The following is an 18,851-nucleotide window of genomic DNA, read 5'->3' as shown; positions in this document are numbered from 1 at the left end:
AAAGGAACAGTCATGAGCCAGTCGGATTCGGACGGCGTTTCGCTGACGGTCCGGGCCGCCGAGAAGCGAGACGCGGGGCGAGGGGTCGCACGGATCCCGGAGATCGCACGCCGGCAACTCGGCGTGTTGAGCGGCGACACCGTCGTCATCGAAGGCAAAAAAACGACCGTCGCGAAGATGTGGCCGGCAGACTCGTCGGTTCCGGAGAACGTCATTCAGATCGACGGCGACACCCGCGCGAACGCCGGCGCACACGTCGGCGATACGGTGGCCGTCCGGACGAAGGACACGTCGACGATCGCCGAAGCGAATCGAGTCACACTCGCCGCACCGTCGTCGTTCACCGACACCCAGCGGGGCAGCGCGGAGCGAGCGGCGGCCAAGACGCTCCGGAATCGACCGGTTCGGGCAGGTGAACAGATCCGAGTCGAGGGTCTCGGACAGGAGCCGTTCAGAGTAACTGACACCGATCCCGGCGGCGACGTTCGGATCACGAGCACGACCACGGTTCGGATCGCCGGGGCAAGCGCGAAGACGGCTCAGCAGGGCTCTTCGAGCGCCAGCCGAGGCGCCGACGGGAGTGCCGAGGGTGGCGGCGGAAGCGGCAGTAGCGGTGGGACGGTGGGAACCGGCGGAACGGCAGATGGTCCTCCGTCCGGGACGGCCGAGGCGGAACCCACCTCCGGGGTCACGTACGAAGATATTGGCGGGCTGGACGAGGAGCTCGAACTCGTCCGCGAGATGATCGAACTCCCGCTCTCGGAGCCGGAGCTGTTCCGACGGCTCGGCGTCGAGCCACCCTCCGGGGTTCTACTGTACGGGCCGCCGGGAACCGGGAAGACGCTGATCGCTCGCGCGGTCGCGAACGAGGTCGACGCCAACTTCGAGACGATCTCCGGCCCGGAGATCATGTCGAAGTACAAAGGCGAGTCCGAGGAACGACTCCGCGAGGTGTTCGAAGCGGCCGAGGCGAACGCGCCGACGATCATCTTCTTCGACGAGATCGACTCCATCGCCGGCACCCGCGACGACGACGGCGACGCCGAAAACAGGATCGTCGGCCAACTTCTGACGCTGATGGACGGTCTCGACGCCCGCGGCGAGGTGATCGTCATCGGCGCGACGAATCGGGTCGACGTGATCGATCCGGCGCTCCGTCGCGGCGGACGCTTCGATCGCGAGATTCAGGTCGGCGTCCCTGACATAGAGGGCCGAAAGGAGATCCTCGAGGTCCACACCCGCGGAATGCCGCTCGACGACGACGTAAGCGTCGACGCTATCGCTCGGCGCACGCACGGGTTCGTCGGGGCCGACCTCGACGCCGTCGCGAGCGAGGCCGCGATGGCTGCGATCCGGGACCGACCAACCGAATCCGACGAGCGAGACGAGTGGAACGAAAGTCCGACGGTGACGAAATCGCACTTCGACAACGCGCTCGCCGCCGTCGAGCCCTCCGCGATGCGCGAGTACGTCGCCGAATCGCCGAACACGGACTTCTCGAACGTCGGCGGGCTCGAGGACGCCAAGCAGATCCTCCGAGAGTCCGTCGAGTGGCCGCTGACCTACGATCGGCTGTTCGAAGAGACGAACACCGACCCACCCTCCGGCGTCTTGCTCTACGGCCCACCCGGAACCGGAAAAACACTGCTCGCACGCGCACTCGCGGGTGAAACCGACGTCAATTTCGTCCGCGTGGACGGCCCGGAGATCATCGACCGCTACGTCGGCGAGAGCGAGAAGGCGATCCGCGAGGTGTTCGAGCGCGCCCGACAGTCCGCGCCCTCGATCGTCTTCTTCGACGAAATCGACGCGATCACAGCCGCCCGCGGCGAGGGCCACGAGGTGACCGAACGCGTCGTCTCACAGCTTCTAACCGAACTCGACGGGATGCGGGAGAACCCGAATCTGGTGGTGCTCGCGGCGACGAATCGGAAAGATCAGATCGATCCCGCGCTGCTCCGTCCGGGACGGCTGGATACGCACGTTCTGGTCGGTGAACCGGACCGGGAGGCCCGAGAAAAGATCCTCGAGGTCCACACCCGCGGAAAGCCGCTCGACGACGAAATCGACATTTCGGCGCTGGCCGCCGAGTTGGAGGGGTATACGGGAGCGGACCTCGAGGCGCTCGTCCGAACGGCCTCGATGAAAGCGATCCGGGAGGTCGCCAGCAAGTACGATCCGGACGAAGCGAACGAGAAGGCCGATGAGGTTGTGATTGAACGACGGCATCTCGAGGCAGCGCGGGAGAACGGGAAGCCGACGCGGTGAAAATGGGTTTTGGGTAGTTTGGAGTTTAGGCGGGCGTTTTTGGATGTGAAATCGGGATTAGAGGAACTTCTTCAGACGACACCCTGACCCACCCCACTGCTTCCGCTGTTAGTTTGCGAGAGGGGATGGGTCATCGACAACGCTTCATTCCGCGATGGGGGAACAATCAGTCAGTATTAACAACGGAACTGGTGGGGTGAGTGGGTCCTAAATATACTCTCTGCGGAAGTTCCGGAAACAGTGGTGTGCACAGAGATACCGCTCGAGAACTGTTATTCTTAACTTCAGGAGCACGCGGTCTTATACTACCGGCTAAAAGTATTTTAAACGAGGAACAACATTGATCGATTATGAACTCTCTCGACAACGTCTCTATTGAAGACCTCCGCCAGGTCTTGGCGGAGGTCGAGGGGAAGAAGCCGACACAGCGGCTAATGGCGGCAATCAATTATCTCGAAGAAGACGGTGCGACGTTAGAAGAGGTCGCTGAACGGTATGGATATACTGCTGCCTGGCTCTCGCAGTGGCTTGACCGACTCGAACGGCTCGCCGACGAGCCGTTCGAGGAGGTCGTCTACGACGAACACCGGTCGGGAAGACCCTCAGAGCTCTCCGACGAAGAGTACGAGCAGTTCGTTGAAGTGCTCCACAAATCACCAGAGGAAATTGGGCTTGACGCGCCTGCGTGGTCTGTTCCACTCGCTCGTCATTATCTCGTTGAGGAGTTCGGTGTCGAGTACTGCGAACGACACATCCGACGACTGATGTCTGAGGCCGGGCTGTCCTGGAAGACAGCCCGGCCGGAGTTCCACAAGTCCGACGAACGAGCTCAGGAAGCGTGGAAAGACGGGTTCAAAAAAAGCTCGACAACTTGGACGACGAATACACGCTCCTGACCATTGATCAGACGCGTCAGGTGCTCTCAACGCTGATCTACGCGTGGTTTCCAGAAGGAGAGCGCCCGTCACTCCCGGTGACGGGCGCGTGGGACAGTATCAAACTCCTTGGGGCGGTCAGCGACAGCGGCGAGACGTTCTTTTTGCCGTGTGAGGAAAATTTCAACAGCGACACCACAATTCGGTTTCTCGATGCTCTCCAAACCGAGTTCGGCGACAAGATCTGCGTCGTCTTGGACAACGCTTCCTATTTCACGGCGAACAAGGTGCAGGAATACGCCGAAAGAACCCCGATCGAACTGTGCTACCTTCCACGGGGTTCACCGGAGCTGAACCCCGTGGAAGAGTGCTGGCGACGTCTCAACCAAGCACTGGGCAACCGCCTGTTCGACACACTGGATAAACTTCAAGGGGCTGCACTGACCGCGCTTGACACCATTGAACCGCCGAGCGTCTTTACGTACTTATGTCCTTGAGTATTAGTCCGATTATAGAATTGACGCACTCTGGCGTGCCCGGATCACCGACAAGACCGGCGACGAGTGGGAACACGTCGGCTGGACGCTGCTGTACGAAACACGGTCGTTCGCGACCGAGGCGGCCTACCGCTACATGCTGATGAACCATCTCGACAACGTGTCGGTCTCGAGTATGTCCTGGTACGGCGAGGACTACCGGCAGGTCGAGGCGCTCGAGGCGGGGCAGACGGACAGTACCCGATCTACGTCGGCTTCGATGAGGACGGCCAGCCGCTTGAGCACGACGCGAACCAACTGCAGTACGCCCACCACGTCACGAACACGACGCTGAATCGGTTCGATCGACAAGACAGAGAGTCAGAACCGGAGGTAACTGAACATGCCCAGTAGTGAAAACGACGACCGAAAACGCGAACGAACGCTCGAGGACGTTCTCAAGAACCCGGCCGACGACCTCGAGTCGACGGTCTTTCTCTGGCTCACGCCCGACGATATGGACGACTCGATACCCGCCGTTCGACGAGCATCCCTGGTCTCTCTGGTCGCTCGCGATGGGGACCGACTGCTTGTCGAAGCGCGGGAAGGCGAAGATATCGGGTCACTGGTTGAGTTCGAAGGCCGGGAGAACGTCGAACTGGCTTACGGGAGCCGAGATCCGACCCGTAGCGCGAATATCTTTGAACGGGTAGAGATTGCGGAGCGAGACCTCGAGCGGCCTTCTACTGGCGAGTGAACTACAGCTCTTTTCGAATCGCCACCAGGTCACCAGCCAGTCGACCGGCATCGGCCACAGCAGACGTACCGTCGTCTCTCGAGATCGCGACATTACCAGGCGCTGGGTGGCACGGAGCCCGATCCCCTTCAGTGAATCCTGCATCGGACGCAGGCGGCAACTGGACCTGATACCCGTGGCCGGCGATCTGGACGGTCGCGTCGACCGCTCGATACACGCTGTCGGTGTCGGTCGCCGCTGCAACGACTACCTCCGCCACGTCCGGCGTCGAGACTGCATCGATATCGATCACGAGCAAGAGGTGGTCGAACGCGAATACGCGTACGTCGGCGAGCTCGGTTGCGTCGCCGTCAGCGTCTTCCTCAACGAGTCCGGCCGCCCGTGCGGGTTCGGTGACCTGCAACGCGAGCCCCGCAGCGCCGGAAGACTTGATCTGGTTCGCCACATCCTTAGTACTTAGTACTAACTCAAGAAGCTTCGGACGTTCACATCCGTACTCCCCCATTGATCAGCAGTTTCTGCTTGAGCATTGCTAAAGCAATTTGAGAACGAGGGGTCTCTACATTCCACCTCTCGCAATACACGTTCAGCACCAAGATATTAAAGTTTTGTAGAGTTTTTAAAAGCGAGAGTCCGGCAAGGGGGAGTTAAGTACAAAGTTTCATCAACAGTTGCGGTGTAGTTCTTGTTCGACAAAATTCAAGCTGAACTGGCCGATACGAGGAGTGAGACAGAATCAGCCCAAGGGTTTTATCCCACTAAATACAGCATTAGTTATGGACGGTATTAGATCAACAAAACAATCAAGACCGGTTTTATCTCGAAGAGGCTTACTAGGCGGCGTTAGTGTCATTACTTGCACAACAGTCGCAGGTTGTACCTATTTTCCGTCTGAAATTGGGGCTAGCGAAGATGAAATTGAAGTTCTCGTTGATAACGCTTCTGGACAACCGGTAGAGGTAGCAGTTCTCTTAACTGATGATGAAGACGAACACTTGTTTAGTCACGTATTTTCACTTGACACCGATCAATTTGGCAGAGCGGGGGATATTACTCAGGAACCACTAGAAGTCAACATATTTACTTCAAATGGCCACTCTAAATCTTGGGAATACACGCCCAATCATCCACGAGGTAGCGACTGCGATATGGGGGATATCGGAATGACCTTAAATCAAGATGGAACGGTTGACCAGTGGTACGATTGTTGAGAATAGAATAAAGTCTTAAACAGTCAATGTCTATACATCGTCTAAACTCACACTCAATGTTGTTTCATCAACTTCAGTTTGTAGATCCTCTTTATTTGAGGAACCTGTTGCAGTGATATCCACAGCCCATGGGAAAGCGACACCAACATCATAAATATTAAACGTGTCCCAAGTGTAATAATATTTTGCGTTTATATTATCACTTTCCTCAAATTCGCTTCCAGGTACAACATACGCCGCTACACCCAGACTCATACTCCATTCATATTCATCTGGTGGACCAGTAGTAGTAGTATTTCCACTATCTGCAGCTCGCTTATATGAGTCCACATGGAATGCGAGCCCCTCTTCATTCCAACTCCCTTCATCCCATTCAGTATATTCACCTGTATTCGTCGAATCTGGAATGTCTTGTTGATCTCTTAGTTCCCATCGATTTTGTTGCCAAATAAGTGCGGCTAGATCATCTGGGGGTTCTGGCCCCTGATATACGTTAGCATTTTTCATATATTTGTACCTCACACTTAAATCTGCGATATAATAGTCTGACCACATTGGGGCAACAAGCGAAAGAGTTGCATCAATAAATGGATCATCACATGAAGTTGGTTGTATGCAATAGCCACTAGGTGCCTGTGCACTTATGTCATCTGGCTCCTCTTCCGCGAAATATTGATGCTGAACGTACGTGGATTCCATGTCATGCGCCTCAAGATAATTTTGGCGTGCATCTTGTCCCGCATTATCTCCTATCTTACGCGCCTGTTCTAGGATACCACCAACATTTCTACCACCCTCCGAGGCTGTACTAATTGTAGGGACAGCTCCAACTGCACCAAATGCGGTTACTGTTTTCAGCACATTTCTCCTGGTTGAATTATCTCTATTTCCAATCATTACATATTAAAAATAGACATATATACCTATATAGTTAACGTACTATATAATATAGTTATTGTTTCCAATTTTTGAGCGTCTGGTTAGACATATTTTATTACATCTCAAAATATTTCAGTAGTTAGTATTGTTTGAGTGTGAGTATAGACCATTTATTTGTTACAATAAACCCAACTATAGAATTTGGTGCACACGTTTGGCGGTATTCAGATAAGGTTGAAGCAGAAGGGCGTGCCGTCTCTAAAATGTTCTATTGCATAAAACGCAAGACCAGACTCTATAATCGGGCAGTTCGGTTTCAACATCGGAAAGCGCGGCCGTCAGCACGGACTCGGAATCGTCGGGATCTCCCAGCGACCGGCCGATGTTAAGAAGGACTTCATCACACAGGCCAATTGGCTTGTCTGGCCCCGACTCACGTGGGAGAACGACACCAAAGTCGTCGGTCGGGTCGCCGACACCGAGTATCGCGACCGCGTGGCCGATCTCCGAGACGGAGAGGCATTCGTCCAGGCCGATTGGAACGCGTCGATCGACCGGGTCCAGTTCACGCGCAAGCGCACGTTTGACGCGGGTGCGACGCCGGGACTCGAGGAGTTCGAACGACCGGATCTCAAATCCGTCTCGGAGGACCTCGTGGACGATCTCGAGGAAATCAACACTCACGAACAGCGCCGACAGGATCGGGGTGCCCAACTCGAGCGGACGGTCGACGCCAAAGACGAGCGAATCGAGGAACTGGAACAGCGCCAGAATTGACGAACACCCTGGATGGCAACCTGAATCTACACCACTGCTTCCGCTGTTAGCACAGGGTATCGACTCCGTTGAGCGGGGTGGGAGGGTCCGCAAACATTCTTTTATTGGAAGCTCCGGAAGCCGTGGAGTGGGAGGCTTAAACCTCGAGTGGCCGCCCTCGAGAGACGAAAATTCACAAGAGAGCACAGCAGAGAACTCACGCGCTACTCCATCGCTACTGAGGTTTAAATACGAATAGTCGGCCAGTGGCCGCATGGATTGGGAGACACCGGCCGACGCATGGTACGTCTGGCTGGCCGTCAGCATCGTCAGTGTGGGGCTCGCCGGTATCGTACTCGGACTCCCGACGGGTCCGCCGCCGGACGCGAATCAGGCCGCGAACACGATCGACCGCGTTGCCGGGACCACGCACGACGCCAGCGCGACGTACGGCCACGACGCCGCGGAAGTCAAAGTCGAGGGGCCCACCGTCTCGCTGCGAAACGACCACGGGACCGCTCGCTCCACTCTCGCGTACGGAACCGTGGTCCCCGTCATGGGGAACGAACGGCTCGAGGCGATCGCTCGCGGCGCATCGCTCGAGTCAGCCTACGGTGACGCCGTCGGGACCGATCGACAAGATATTGAGGGCGAGTTCCTCACCGATCTCGTCGAGGCACACGACGAGACCGACGGCGAGTGGAAACACGCGGACGGCGAACTGGCCGTTCGAACGCTCGAGGTCGAGGCGGAAGCAGGAACGACTGTCGAGACTGCCGGCTCCATCGACCGGGCTGAAAACGCCCCAAGCAGTTTCGAGACGACAGCTGCCACCGAAGCGACGGTTCGCTACACGGCCGCGTCGGGAACCGAGATCAAAGTCGTGCTCACCGGATTCGAGTTCGCTGGCCACGGAAATCGAGATTTCGACGACGTCGAACACGGTGGTGACAACGAACTGCTGGAGACCGAGAATGAGACGGATATCGGGGACGGTTCGCAAATCGATTTCGAGGTCCCGCTCACGGAACACGGAGAAAGCCAAAACGCACTCGTCTACCCCATCGCCGTCGGCGTCTACACCGACGGCTCGCTCGAGTGCGAAGGTCGGCTCGAGAGCAGTCATGGGTTTGCGGACATCTGCGAGGGTGGACCGATCACGGCCGACATCGCCAGCGACGCCGCGGAGATAGCGCAGGACGCCCAATCGGGTGAGTACCGTGTCACGCTCGTCACCGCGTAGGGATCGGAGCATACGGCGTAACCGACACACCGAACGGGGTGTCAGCACGGTCGTAGACGTCGCGATGGCCCTGCTGCTCGTCAGTGCGAGCGTGCTTCTGCTCGGGGCTTATCTCCACGCGGCGGACGACGAGCGCGACGAAACCCGCCCCGACAGAACGGTCGAGACGCTGGCTGCAGTGACCCTCAGCGTCGAGTACGATCTCGAGGGCGTCGACCCGGTCGACGAGCGCGACGGCAACTACACCCGAACCGACTACGGCTCGGCAACCGGGCTGCTCGCCGACGCAGCCGTCACGAATCTCCACATCGACGGCGAGCAGATACTGCCGTATGCTAACGACTTCGAGGACGCCGTCGACGCCTCTACGGCGAGTGCCCTCCTCGGGGCGAACCGCGAGTTCTACGTCGTCGCAGAGTGGGAACCCTACGAGGGCGCGGCGATCAACGGCACGGCGACGGCCGGCGAGCGACCGCCACCGAACGAGGACATCTCGAGTCGAACGCTCTCCGCCTCAAGTGACCGTCCGGCTGTCGAGGAAGCCGATCTGTCCACCGAGTCTGACGAATCCGACGACGTGCTCGAGACCGCCGGAGAAGCCATCGGGGCGGCCATAATCGAGGGCTATTTTCCGCCCGAGTCGACCCAGCGAACGCTCGAGAGTCAGGGACTCTCGCGGGAACTCACGGTCTACCACTACGAACGACTGGTCGCCCCGCTAGAATACGAGTTCGACGAGGAGACGAATTCCGACGACGAGAGCCCACTCAATCGAAGCGAGGCCGACGCGCTCGAGGCGAACGACCACGTGCTCTACGGCTCCGACAGCCAAAGCGAATCCGACTCCGGAGCGAGCGGCCTCGCAGACTGGATCGCGAGCGATCTGGAAACCGCCTTCGCGGACGAACTCGAGGCGATCGACGAGACCCACGGCGACGACAGCGAGAGAGATGAAGCCATCACGGTGCTGCTCGCCGACGAGGTATCGACCGATGACGTGACGATCACCGTCCAGACGTGGCAACCATGAGCGGGCGACGAAGAACCGTCTCGCTCGCATCGGACGACCGGGCGCGGATCCCGTTCGCGCTGCTCGCGGTCCTCTTGCTCGTCAGCAGTATCTCGATCGTCGCCGTGCTCGAGTCCAGAGACCGTCCGGAAGTCGATGTCGATCAGGGGCTCGCGGTCGACAGAGCCGAATCGATCGCGACCGGAGAAATTCGTCACGCGGTCGTCCGTGCGACGGACGACGCCGCCAAGGCACCGGTCAGTTCGACGGACGGCGCCGACGCGGCGTTCGCCGATGCGATCGATTCCGACGACGTGTTCGAGCAGTATCTCGCGCTCCGTATCTACCGCGACGTTGCGGTATCGCTCGCCAGCACCGAGCAGGAGATCGGCCACGACCGAACCGTTGTCGCGTCGGTCGACCGACTCGACTGGGACGACAGCGACGACCTCGAGAGCGCCATCGATCGGATCGAACTCGAGCAAACCGACGACGACGTGCTCACCGTCACGGTCGAAGACGTCGACCTCACCGTCGAGCACGACGGAGCGGAGACGGTCAGCGAGCGGCGTGATATCACGATATCAGTGGGAACGAACGCCCTCGGGTTACACGATCGGACGAGTGAGTTCGAGGAGCAACTCGAGACCGGCTTCTTCGAGGCCGACGAGTTCTACGACGGGTTCGGCCGCTACTTCGCGGCACGGATGTACCCCTACGTCTGGGGGAAGGCCTACTACGATCGCCTCGTGAGCAGCGACCGAACGTTTCACAACCTCACGCCGAACGAACACACCGAGGTGATGGCCAACGACGCCATCTTCGCGCTGCAGGAGGCCTCGTTCGGGACGGCAGATCCGTACGAGGATCACGCAAGGTTCCTACCCACGGTCTGTATGGCGAACGACCTCACCTCAGAGGCGGGCGATATCGATCTCGACGAACTCCTGGGTGAGCAGCTCGGAGACGAAATCAACGGATCGGATACATTCTGTGAGAGCGATTTCGTCGACACCGAAGGGGAGATCGATTATCCTGAGCCGCCGACGATCCAGGAAATCGTCCTCACGCTCCTCGAGGAGAACATCGACACGGATGTCGAGATTCAGCCCCACCCGTTCGCCGACATCGCGTACATGGAGCTGGTCGCGGGGCTCACGATGGACGACGTCGAATCCGAATTCAACGACTCGCTCGAGAAGCACGAGCGGTTCAACGACGTCTATCTCGAGGAGTACTACGACGACGAGCCGGCGAATCAGGACGCAGCGGACGCCGTCGACGGGCTCGAGGAGCAACTGGCCGATCTCGAGAAACTCATCGACGAGTCCGCACCCGCAAGCGATCTAACAGACGACAGCATGGAGACCGTCTACGACGTGGATATCGACACGAGCGAAGCGGGACCGACCAAACACGATCAGTTGCCTCGGACGGAGCGACCGGGCGAGAACTGGTCTCGAGTCGACCGCAGCTATACGACCAGCGGCGGCGACGCCAGCGTCTCGATCGACGTCGCCTCCGACGACGGGACCGGATTTGACGACCGAGAGCTCGCCGAGATCGACCTCGAGTACGAGACCGACGTCGGAGTGAGTGAAACGTGGCGACACGACCACGAGACGGACCTCGATCCGATAACGAACGTGACGATCCCCCTCGAACAGGTTCGAACGAACTGGAAACGGCCGGTGACGTACAGTGCGAGTTACGGAATCGACGCGGATCTCGCGGAAGACATCGAGGTCGAACGCGAATCCCGAGGGCTCGAGTCGCCGTTCAGTACCGATTCGTGGAACGAGTCGTACGGTTTCGTCGGCAACTTCGAGGGCATCGAAGCGGATGCCGTCGGCGAAACGTTCGATCTCGATGCGGGATCAGTGGGGGGACAGGAACGTGAACTCGAGGACGAGATCGAAGGTTCGAGCCGGTCGATCGTCACGGAAAGCGACTTCGAGCGCGCGATTCCGTACTCGAGCGATCCGGACATCGACGTCGAACCGCGGGACAGAACCTTGCTCTACGACTGGGTGATCGGCGAACTCAACCGAACTCACGAAGCGGTCGTCGCGTCGGTTCCACCCCACGAGACCGACCTCTGGAGTATGCTGGAGCAACCGAGTCCGCTCGGCGAGGTCGAAGACACCGTCCGGAGCGTCGAGGACGAACTCGTCTACGAGAACACGACCGGAAGCTACGAGAACACCGCCGATTTGCTTCGGGCCGAAGTTCGGAAACAGTACTTCAAGGCGATCTACGAGCACATCGAGACGGTCGAGAGCTATCACGAGGAAACGATCGAGGGCGGTTCCGGGATGGTCGACGACCTGCTCGGTGGGCTACTCGACGCCGGCAACGACCTGCTCGGCGCACCGCTCGAGTTCGTGGAGTCGATGCTCGACCCCGAGAGCCGACCCGAAGACGCACGGGCACCCGGCCCGGATTCGGAGCTACTAGAAGACACCAGCTATCAGGTCGAAGGCTCGCCGACGTATCTGTCGCTCGAGACGGTCAACCGAACCGATGTCCCTGCGGTCCGTCCGGAAGGTGGAACACTGCTCGAGACTCATTCGACGAGCGAACACGCGTCGATGGGGACTGGCTACTTCGACGCTGTCGGCTTCCCAGGACTGCCGCTCTTGCCCGTTCCATCGCTGTCGTTCCTGCAACTCGATATCTATTATCTCGAAGTGCAGGGCGAGTACGCCCGCTTCGAGGTTCGGGCGAACAGTGGCGATCCCGCGGCCAGCGACGAGACGACATACGTTCGCCAGGACACGCGAGTCTCCTTCGAGACGCCCCCGTGGGCGGATCAGGACGAACTCGTGGTCGGTTCCGTCGAGCCGATCGGATTCGAGAACAGCCTCGTCGTCCCGGTCGTCGTCCCAAGTCCGCAGTTGCTCCCGCGGGGGACGCCCGGCGTCGGCGATATGTGGCAGTCGACGAACCTCGACGTCCCCCGCGAGGAGTGTTCGACGGCGTGGGACGACGTGGGCGCGAGCTTCGAGCCGGACGAGCAGGGCGAATCAGACGAGTGCATTTCGGACGAGATCGATCTCGAGCTACCGGTTGGGGGATGAAACGGCTGAGGACGAGCGAGTCCCGTCGGAGCTAATGAGACGCAAACGGACCCGAAAGCGCCTGCCGAGCGAAATCGGTTTACCCGCACCGCCGCTACGACCCGCCAGTGACCGACGAACGTGCTTCGGGGGAGACTGGTGGCGAAAGCCACCAACCCGACGACCAAGCGGCCGAAGCGGACGACGAGACTGCCGAAGAGACCGAAGACGAGCGAGAGGACGACCGGCTTACACTCGCGGACTTTCACGATGCATCGCAGGAAGCAGGTCGGCCCGTCCTTACCGCTGCAGCCGTCGCGCGGACGCTCGAGATACCCTCCGAAAAGGCACGGGACGCGCTCGCGGATCTGGCCGGCCGCGGCGACGTCGAACGCCTCTCCGTCGAGACGGATCCCGTCGTCTGGTATCCGAGCGAACTCGAGGACCTCACCGACCGCGAACGGGTCGTCGTCTTCCCGAAGCGTCGCGAGGTTATTGTCGATCGACCGGATCAGTTTACCCGCGCACAGCTCTCCCAGTTCGCCCACCTCGCAGACGGCAACGGCGAGCAGGGGTATCGATACGTCGTCAGGCCGGAGGATATTTGGCAGGCACCCCACGACTCGTTCGACACCCTCGCGCGAACGATGCGACAGGCGCTCGGCCAGCGCTCGGAGGCTCTCGAGGATTGGGTCCACAGCCAGTGGGATCGCGCCCACCAGTTCAGACTGACGACTCACGAGGAGGGCTACACCGTCCTCGAGGCCAAGAGCCCGGAAATCATGGGGAACGTCGCCCGCCAGAAACTCGACGAGGAACACGTCCACGCGCCGATCTCGGACACCGAAGACTGGGTTCGCGAGGGATCGGAAGCCGCCATCAAGCGGCTTCTCTACGAGGCCGGTTACCCGGTCCAAGACCACCGGGATCTCGAGTCCGGCGAGGACCTCCCGATCGACCTCGAGATTTCGCTGCGCGACTACCAGCGGACGTGGGTGGATCGCTTCGCGGAGGGCGGCGAGGGAGTCTTCGTCGGTCCACCGGGGAGCGGAAAGACCATCGCCGCGATGGGCGCGATGGCCCACGTGGGTGGCGAAACACTCGTGCTCGTCCCGAGTCGGGATCTGGCAAGACAGTGGGCCGACGCGATCGAGGAGTACACCTCGCTCGAGCCCCACCAGATCGGGCAGTACCACGGGGGTCGAAAGCAAGTCCGCCCGGTGACGATCGCGACCTACCAGATCGCGGGAATGGACCGCCACCGCTCGCTGTTCGACGACCGCGAGTGGGGACTCGTCGTGTTCGACGAGTGCCAGCACGTCCCGTCGGACGTCTACCGGCGGAGTACGCACCTGCAGTCCCGTCATCGACTGGGCCTAAGCGCCAGCCCCATCCGGGAGGACGACCGCCAGACCGAGATCTTCACCCTCGTCGGGCCGCCGATCGGCACCGACTGGGAAGCGCTGTTCGAGGCCGGCTTCGTCGCCGAACCCGAACTCGAGATTCGCTACGTCCCGTGGGGCGACGAGGGACAGCGAAATGCCTACGCCTCCGCGGACGGCCAGGAGCGCTACCGAATCGCCGCGAAAAACCGGGGAAAAGTCGACGACGTCCGCTATCTACTCTCGGCTCACCCCGACGCGAAGGCGCTCGTCTTCGTGGACTACCTAGAACAGGGACGTGACCTCGCGGCCGCACTCGACGTTCCCTTCCTCAGCGGCGAGACGCCCCACCACGAGCGACGGCGGCTGCTCGAGGAGTTCCGGCGGAACGAACGCGACTTGCTGGTCATCTCCCGCGTCGGCGACGAAGGGATCGACCTCCCCACTGCGGATCTCGCGATCGTCGCCTCGGGTCTCGGTGGCTCTCGTCGGCAGGGCACCCAGCGCGCCGGCCGAACGATGCGTCCCGCCGGCGGGGCGCTCGTCTACGTGCTCGCCACTCGCGGCACGCGTGAGGAAGATTTCGCCCGCAAACAGCTCCAACATCTCGGCCGTAAGGGGATGACGATTCGCGAACAAACAGTCGAAACGAGCGGTGAGAGCGATGGATCCGACGCAGACGAGTAAGGAAACAAGAACGCCGGCTGACTACTCCTCGCGGGCCTCGAGAATCTCGTCGATCAACCCGTCCGTATCGGCGGCCGCGAGTCGAAACGCGGCGTCGTAGAACTCCCGGCCGGTCAAGTCGCGGACGTCGTGTTCGGTACGCAGCTGTGCGTCCACGAGCGCGCGGGCGTCCTCGAGTCCGTCGAGCGTTTCGGGCCGGACGTACACCGTCTTCTTCTTGGTGGCGTCGAAGGGGAACGCGGTCGGATCGTCGGCGTCGCGGTCGGCCGAGTCGTTGGCGCTCGACTCGTCTTCGAACTGCTCGCCGTCACCTTCCTCCGCGTCCGCTTCGGTGGACTCGTACTCGACCGTCGTCGACGAGTCCGCGTTGGCACTCGAATCGTCGTCGGGAACCGACGATCCGGTGTCCGACGCCGATTCCTCGTCCGCGTCGTCGAGTTCGTCGTCCTCGACGGCGTCGCTCAGCCCGGCAAACCGGTTGTCCTCAGGCATCCGCGACACCTCCGCGCTCGACGGCTGCAGCCAGTTCATCCAGCCGGTCCAGCATGTCGTTATCGGGGTCGTACTCCGCGAGCGGGACGCCCTCGCGCCACGCTCGTTTGAAGGCGATCCGTTCCCGAATTCCCGGCCCGGGGGAGTCCGTATCGTCGAAATGGGCCGAACGAGCGAACGCCGGGAGGTACTCGCCGAACTGGGACTCCTCTAAGTCGCCGATGATCCGCTTTTCCTCGTTGTCGCCGGCCAGCGAATTGGGGACGATCGCAAGAATGTCGAGGTCGATCTCCTTGCGGATCGGCCCGATCTGCTGGGTGTACATGCGCTCGAAGCCGCTGACGCTGGGTTCGCTCATCCGCAGCGGGACGATAACGTTCTGCGTCGAGATGAGCGACGCGTCGGCGAGTGGCCCGAGGTTCGGCGGCGAGTCGACGACGACGTAGTCGTACTCGTCGCCGAGCACGGGATCGACGATCTCGTTTCTGATCCAGAGTTCGCCGAAGGTCGCGCTGCGGATGCTGTTCTCGACGCTATCGAGATCCTCGTGGGCGGGGAGCACGTCGAACGAACTGGTCGAGTGGATCACGTCCTCAAGCGTCGTGTCGGTTCCCTCCTCAAGGACGTCACCGATGTGCACGTCACTCGAGTAGGCGTCGCTCAGGCCGACGCCTTCGGTGGCGTTGCCCTGCTGGTCCAGATCGACGAGCAGGACGTCGTTGTCTCGGTTGGCGAGTCGTTCCGCGAGGTTGATCGCGAGGGTCGTCTTGCCGACGCCGCCTTTCTGGAGGGCGACGCTAACGGCGCGTGGGGTTTTCGTCATTCGTGGAAACACCTCCGTCGCCGTGTCGACGGTCCGGACTGTTCGAACGGGGAAGAGCGTCCTCGAGGCCCGAACAGTCCACACCGTGCACACGGTGTTGAATTCGAACACAGTGTTCGACGTTCGAACGGTCCGTTGAGTGGCCGAGTTGGCGCACGCTCCGAACGATCGATCGCGCGAGGCAAGCGGCCGCTAACGGTCGAACGGTACGAACAGCCGACACAGTTCAAGCCGCCTGAACGTTGTGAACTGCGTAGAATGTCTGCACAGTGTGCAAATCGAACCCGTCCAACGGCCGATCGCGCGACTGACCGTTCGAACGGTGCTCGAGGTGCGAGCCGTTTACAGCGTGGCCACGGTGTAGACATTGTAGGATGTTTGGTCCGATCTGACACGGCGAGTATCACATCAATCATCCGACCAGCGTGACTTAACAGTAGCGGAAACAGTCTACACAGTTCGAACGGTCTGAACGGTGTAGCAGAGGCACAAATCTGACACCGTGTACACGGTCTACAAAGTAATTACTGAAGAGGGAGTATCGAAGGAGAGAGGGAGAGTACGGGATGTCTGTCGGATGCCGAGTAAGCAGCTCAGAGAAGGACATTTTACACAGTGTACAATGTGTGTAACTCTTACACTGTGTGAGAAATTCCAACAGTACAGAATTCGGAGACAGTCAACGACAGTCGGCGGCCACCGGCCGAGGAACGTAGCCGGCCTAAATACACAGTGTAAGAAGTGTACACCGTGTCCACTAGCGACAGTCGTCTGAACCGCCTTCCCGAGGACACCTCTAGGACAATGACGATTCGATCGGCGGTCGTTATTCGAGGGGAACGACGCGCGGGCGATTCAACGTGCAAAGACAGTTAGAACAGTGTGTGCATTTTACACCGTTCACACAGTGTACACTGTTAGAGGATGAGAGAAGCGGAACGTCACTCGACGTATCGAGAGCCGGGACACGAATCGAGGCCAATATTCAAGGTGTCGTGTTCGAACTGTACGACGTATGAACACGTCGCGCGCGAACGAGGTGGTGGGGCGGTGAGCGATCAACGCGAGATCCTCGTCGGCGAACGCGACGACGGGACCGATCTGCATCTTCCCGTCGTCGAACTGCTGACCGGCCGCGGGTTCGTGACCGGAAAATCGGGATCGGGGAAATCGAACACGGCGTCGGTGATCGCCGAGGAGTTACTCGAGTCCGGATTCCCGCTCCTGATCGTCGACACGGACGGCGAGTACTACGGGCTCAAAGAGGAGTACGAGATGCTCCACGCCGGGGCCGACGAAGAGTGTGACATTCAGATCGGACCGGAGCACGCCGAACAGATGGCGTCGCTGGCACTCGAGGAGAACGTCCCCGTGATCCTCGACGTGTCGGGCTACCTCGACGAAGACGTAGCCGACGAACTGCTTCGGAAGATCGCCCGACAGCTGTTCGTCAAGGAAAAGAAGCTGAAGAAGCCGTTCCTGCTGGTCGTCGAGGAGGTCCACGAGTACATTCCTGAGGGCGGCGGGATGGGCGAGACGGGCCGGTTGCTGATCAAGATCAGCAAGCGAGGGCGCAAACACGGGCTGGGAATTCTCGGCATCAGCCAGCGCCCCGCCGACGTCAAGAAAGACTTCATCACGCAGGCGAACTGGCTCGTCTGGCACCGACTGACCTGGGACAACGACACGAACGTCGTCGGGCGGATCATCGACACCGAGTACTCGGAGCTGGTCTCGGAGTTGAACGACGGCCAGGGGTTCGTCCAGACCGACTGGATGGATGTCGATGTCCGCAAGGTGCAGTTCCGACGCAAGCGCACGTTCGACGCGGGCGCAACGCCCGGTCTCGACGACTTCGAACGACCCGAACTCAAATCCGTCTCCGACGCTCTCGTCGGCGACCTCCAGGATATCTCCGAACGAAAGGATCGCGAAGAGAGTCGCATCCTCGAACTCGAGAACGAACTCGAAAAGAAAGAAAAGCGCATCGAGACCTTAGAGGACGAACTCGAGTCGGCGCGGGACGTCTCGAACGCGGCCAAGCAGATGGCCGACGCGCTGACGCGAAAGGAGACCCTCCAGACGAAACTCGGCGGCAGTGACGACGAGGAACTACGTCGGCTCCACGACGAGATCGTCGACCTCGAGGCCGAGCGGGACGACCTCGCGGACGAACGCGACGAGCTAACGGTGGAACTCGACGAGCGATCGGAGCGGATCGAGACGCTCGAAGAGCAACTCGGCGCCAGAACGGAGACAGTCGACCGGCTTCGCGAGGAAAACGAACGGTTACGCGATCGGGTGCAGGCGCTCGAAGCGGCGAACACGGCGGAGTCGGAGGCAACAGGAGGGTCGAACGCGGATTCAACCAGCGAGACCGAGATCCTCCAGGCTGGCGGCGACGACGTCGAGTTCGGGTTTACGTCGGTCGATTGGCCGAGCGAGACTGAGGTCAATGCTGACGAGAGCGAAGAGATCACCACCGCGACGGAGCCGAAACCCCCGGAATCAGTCTTCGAAGGCGAGTGGATCGACGACCGCCTCCAGCGCGCGGCCGATCAGTCCCAATGTACGGTGCCGACGGCTCGGCGGGCGCTCGTCGTTCTGGCTCGAGACGGACCGCTCGAGTCGGCCACCATCGCCGACGCCGTCAGCCGGTCGACCGTCGCGGTGCAGGGGCTGTGTTCGGAACTGCTGACGGAAGGCGTGCTCGATCGACCCGTCGAACGGACGTATACGCTAAGCGACGACGTGCGATCAAAACTGAACACGATGGCGAGCGCTGAGTAGCGCTGGTTCGGTGGTGCGGTGATGCAGTGGTGCGGTGATGCAGTGGTGCAGTGGTGCAGTGGTGCGGTGATGCAGTGGTGCGGTAGTGCGGTGGTGCAGTGGTGTTCGGTAGCGCCATGACGGTGCGGTGCGACGACGACGGAG

13 protein-coding genes and 1 pseudogene are annotated in these 18,851 nt (G+C 60.3%); 10 read left to right on the top strand and 4 right to left on the bottom strand.

Going from position 1 to position 18,851, the window contains the following annotated elements:
- Positions 1 to 12: 12 nt before the first annotated feature.
- The 3 genes from NATTI_RS0123095 (at position 13) to NATTI_RS0123075 (ending at position 4,376) form a co-directional block, all read left to right on the top strand.
- Complete coding sequence (locus NATTI_RS0123095) at positions 13 to 2,268, top strand: AAA family ATPase (RefSeq protein WP_006091120.1); 2,256 nt, start codon at positions 13 to 15, stop codon at positions 2,266 to 2,268.
- Between the two features lie 350 nt (positions 2,269 to 2,618).
- Positions 2,619 to 3,640, top strand: a protein-coding gene (locus NATTI_RS25845) for an IS630 family transposase (RefSeq protein WP_086009528.1) whose coding sequence is annotated in 2 segments (ribosomal slippage) — positions 2,619 to 3,132 and positions 3,132 to 3,640 — 1,023 coding nt in all. Because the reading frame shifts where the segments join, the coding sequence is not laid out codon by codon here.
- Between the two features lie 382 nt (positions 3,641 to 4,022).
- Complete coding sequence (locus NATTI_RS0123075) at positions 4,023 to 4,376, top strand: hypothetical protein (protein WP_006093051.1); 354 nt, start codon at positions 4,023 to 4,025, stop codon at positions 4,374 to 4,376.
- 1 nt (position 4,377) lies between these two features.
- On the opposite strand, the gene NATTI_RS0123070 is transcribed toward NATTI_RS0123075, so the two are convergent.
- A complete protein-coding gene (locus NATTI_RS0123070; protein ID WP_006093052.1) occupies positions 4,378 to 4,821 on the bottom strand; it encodes a hypothetical protein in 444 nt (147 codons plus the stop codon).
- Between the two features lie 331 nt (positions 4,822 to 5,152).
- On the opposite strand from NATTI_RS0123070, the gene NATTI_RS26295 reads away from it, so the two are divergent.
- Complete coding sequence (locus tag NATTI_RS26295; RefSeq protein ID WP_152423988.1) at positions 5,153 to 5,587, top strand: hypothetical protein; 435 nt, start codon at positions 5,153 to 5,155, stop codon at positions 5,585 to 5,587.
- A gap of 30 nt (positions 5,588 to 5,617) precedes the next feature.
- On the opposite strand, the gene NATTI_RS26290 is transcribed toward NATTI_RS26295, so the two are convergent.
- Positions 5,618 to 6,484 (bottom strand): hypothetical protein, encoded by an 867-nt coding sequence (locus NATTI_RS26290; RefSeq protein ID WP_152423989.1) that lies wholly within the window; start codon positions 6,482 to 6,484, stop codon positions 5,618 to 5,620.
- A gap of 285 nt (positions 6,485 to 6,769) precedes the next feature.
- On the opposite strand from NATTI_RS26290, the pseudogene NATTI_RS25840 reads away from it, so the two are divergent.
- The 5 genes and pseudogenes from NATTI_RS25840 to NATTI_RS0123045 all read left to right on the top strand — a co-directional run.
- Positions 6,770 to 7,228: pseudogene (locus NATTI_RS25840) on the top strand (hypothetical protein); the annotation flags it as partial.
- A gap of 268 nt (positions 7,229 to 7,496) precedes the next feature.
- Positions 7,497 to 8,465 (top strand): DUF7283 family protein, encoded by a 969-nt coding sequence (locus NATTI_RS0123060; protein WP_006093054.1) that lies wholly within the window; start codon positions 7,497 to 7,499, stop codon positions 8,463 to 8,465.
- A 64-nt stretch (positions 8,466 to 8,529) separates the two neighbouring features.
- A complete protein-coding gene (locus NATTI_RS0123055) occupies positions 8,530 to 9,495 on the top strand; it encodes a DUF7284 family protein (protein WP_019992201.1) in 966 nt (321 codons plus the stop codon).
- Positions 9,492 to 12,554 (top strand): DUF7286 family protein, encoded by a 3,063-nt coding sequence (locus NATTI_RS0123050; RefSeq protein WP_006090869.1) that lies wholly within the window; start codon positions 9,492 to 9,494, stop codon positions 12,552 to 12,554. The genes NATTI_RS0123055 and NATTI_RS0123050 overlap by 4 nt, the downstream gene beginning before the upstream one ends.
- A 107-nt stretch (positions 12,555 to 12,661) precedes the next feature.
- A complete protein-coding gene (locus NATTI_RS0123045) occupies positions 12,662 to 14,602 on the top strand; it encodes a DEAD/DEAH box helicase (protein ID WP_006090870.1) in 1,941 nt (646 codons plus the stop codon).
- A 21-nt stretch (positions 14,603 to 14,623) separates the two neighbouring features.
- Here NATTI_RS0123045 and NATTI_RS0123040 read toward each other — a convergent pair whose 3' ends face one another.
- Positions 14,624 to 15,094: a hypothetical protein gene (locus NATTI_RS0123040; RefSeq protein ID WP_006090871.1), complete on the bottom strand. Its 471-nt coding sequence runs from the start codon at positions 15,092 to 15,094 to the stop codon at positions 14,624 to 14,626.
- A complete protein-coding gene (locus NATTI_RS0123035) occupies positions 15,087 to 15,917 on the bottom strand; it encodes a ParA family protein (protein ID WP_193787792.1) in 831 nt (276 codons plus the stop codon). The genes NATTI_RS0123040 and NATTI_RS0123035 overlap by 8 nt, the downstream gene beginning before the upstream one ends.
- 1,050 nt (positions 15,918 to 16,967) lie before the next feature.
- Here NATTI_RS0123035 and NATTI_RS0123025 point away from each other — a divergent pair.
- The gene (locus NATTI_RS0123025) at positions 16,968 to 18,707 is read left to right on the top strand and encodes an ATP-binding protein (protein ID WP_027119283.1); all 1,740 of its coding nucleotides are present in this window, start codon (positions 16,968 to 16,970) and stop codon (positions 18,705 to 18,707) included.
- The last annotated feature ends 144 nt before the right edge of the window (positions 18,708 to 18,851 follow it).

The organism is Natronorubrum tibetense GA33, from assembly GCF_000383975.1.
Lineage (GTDB): Archaea > Halobacteriota > Halobacteria > Halobacteriales > Natrialbaceae > Natronorubrum > Natronorubrum tibetense.
This window is presented reverse-complemented; position numbering and strand designations above follow the sequence as displayed.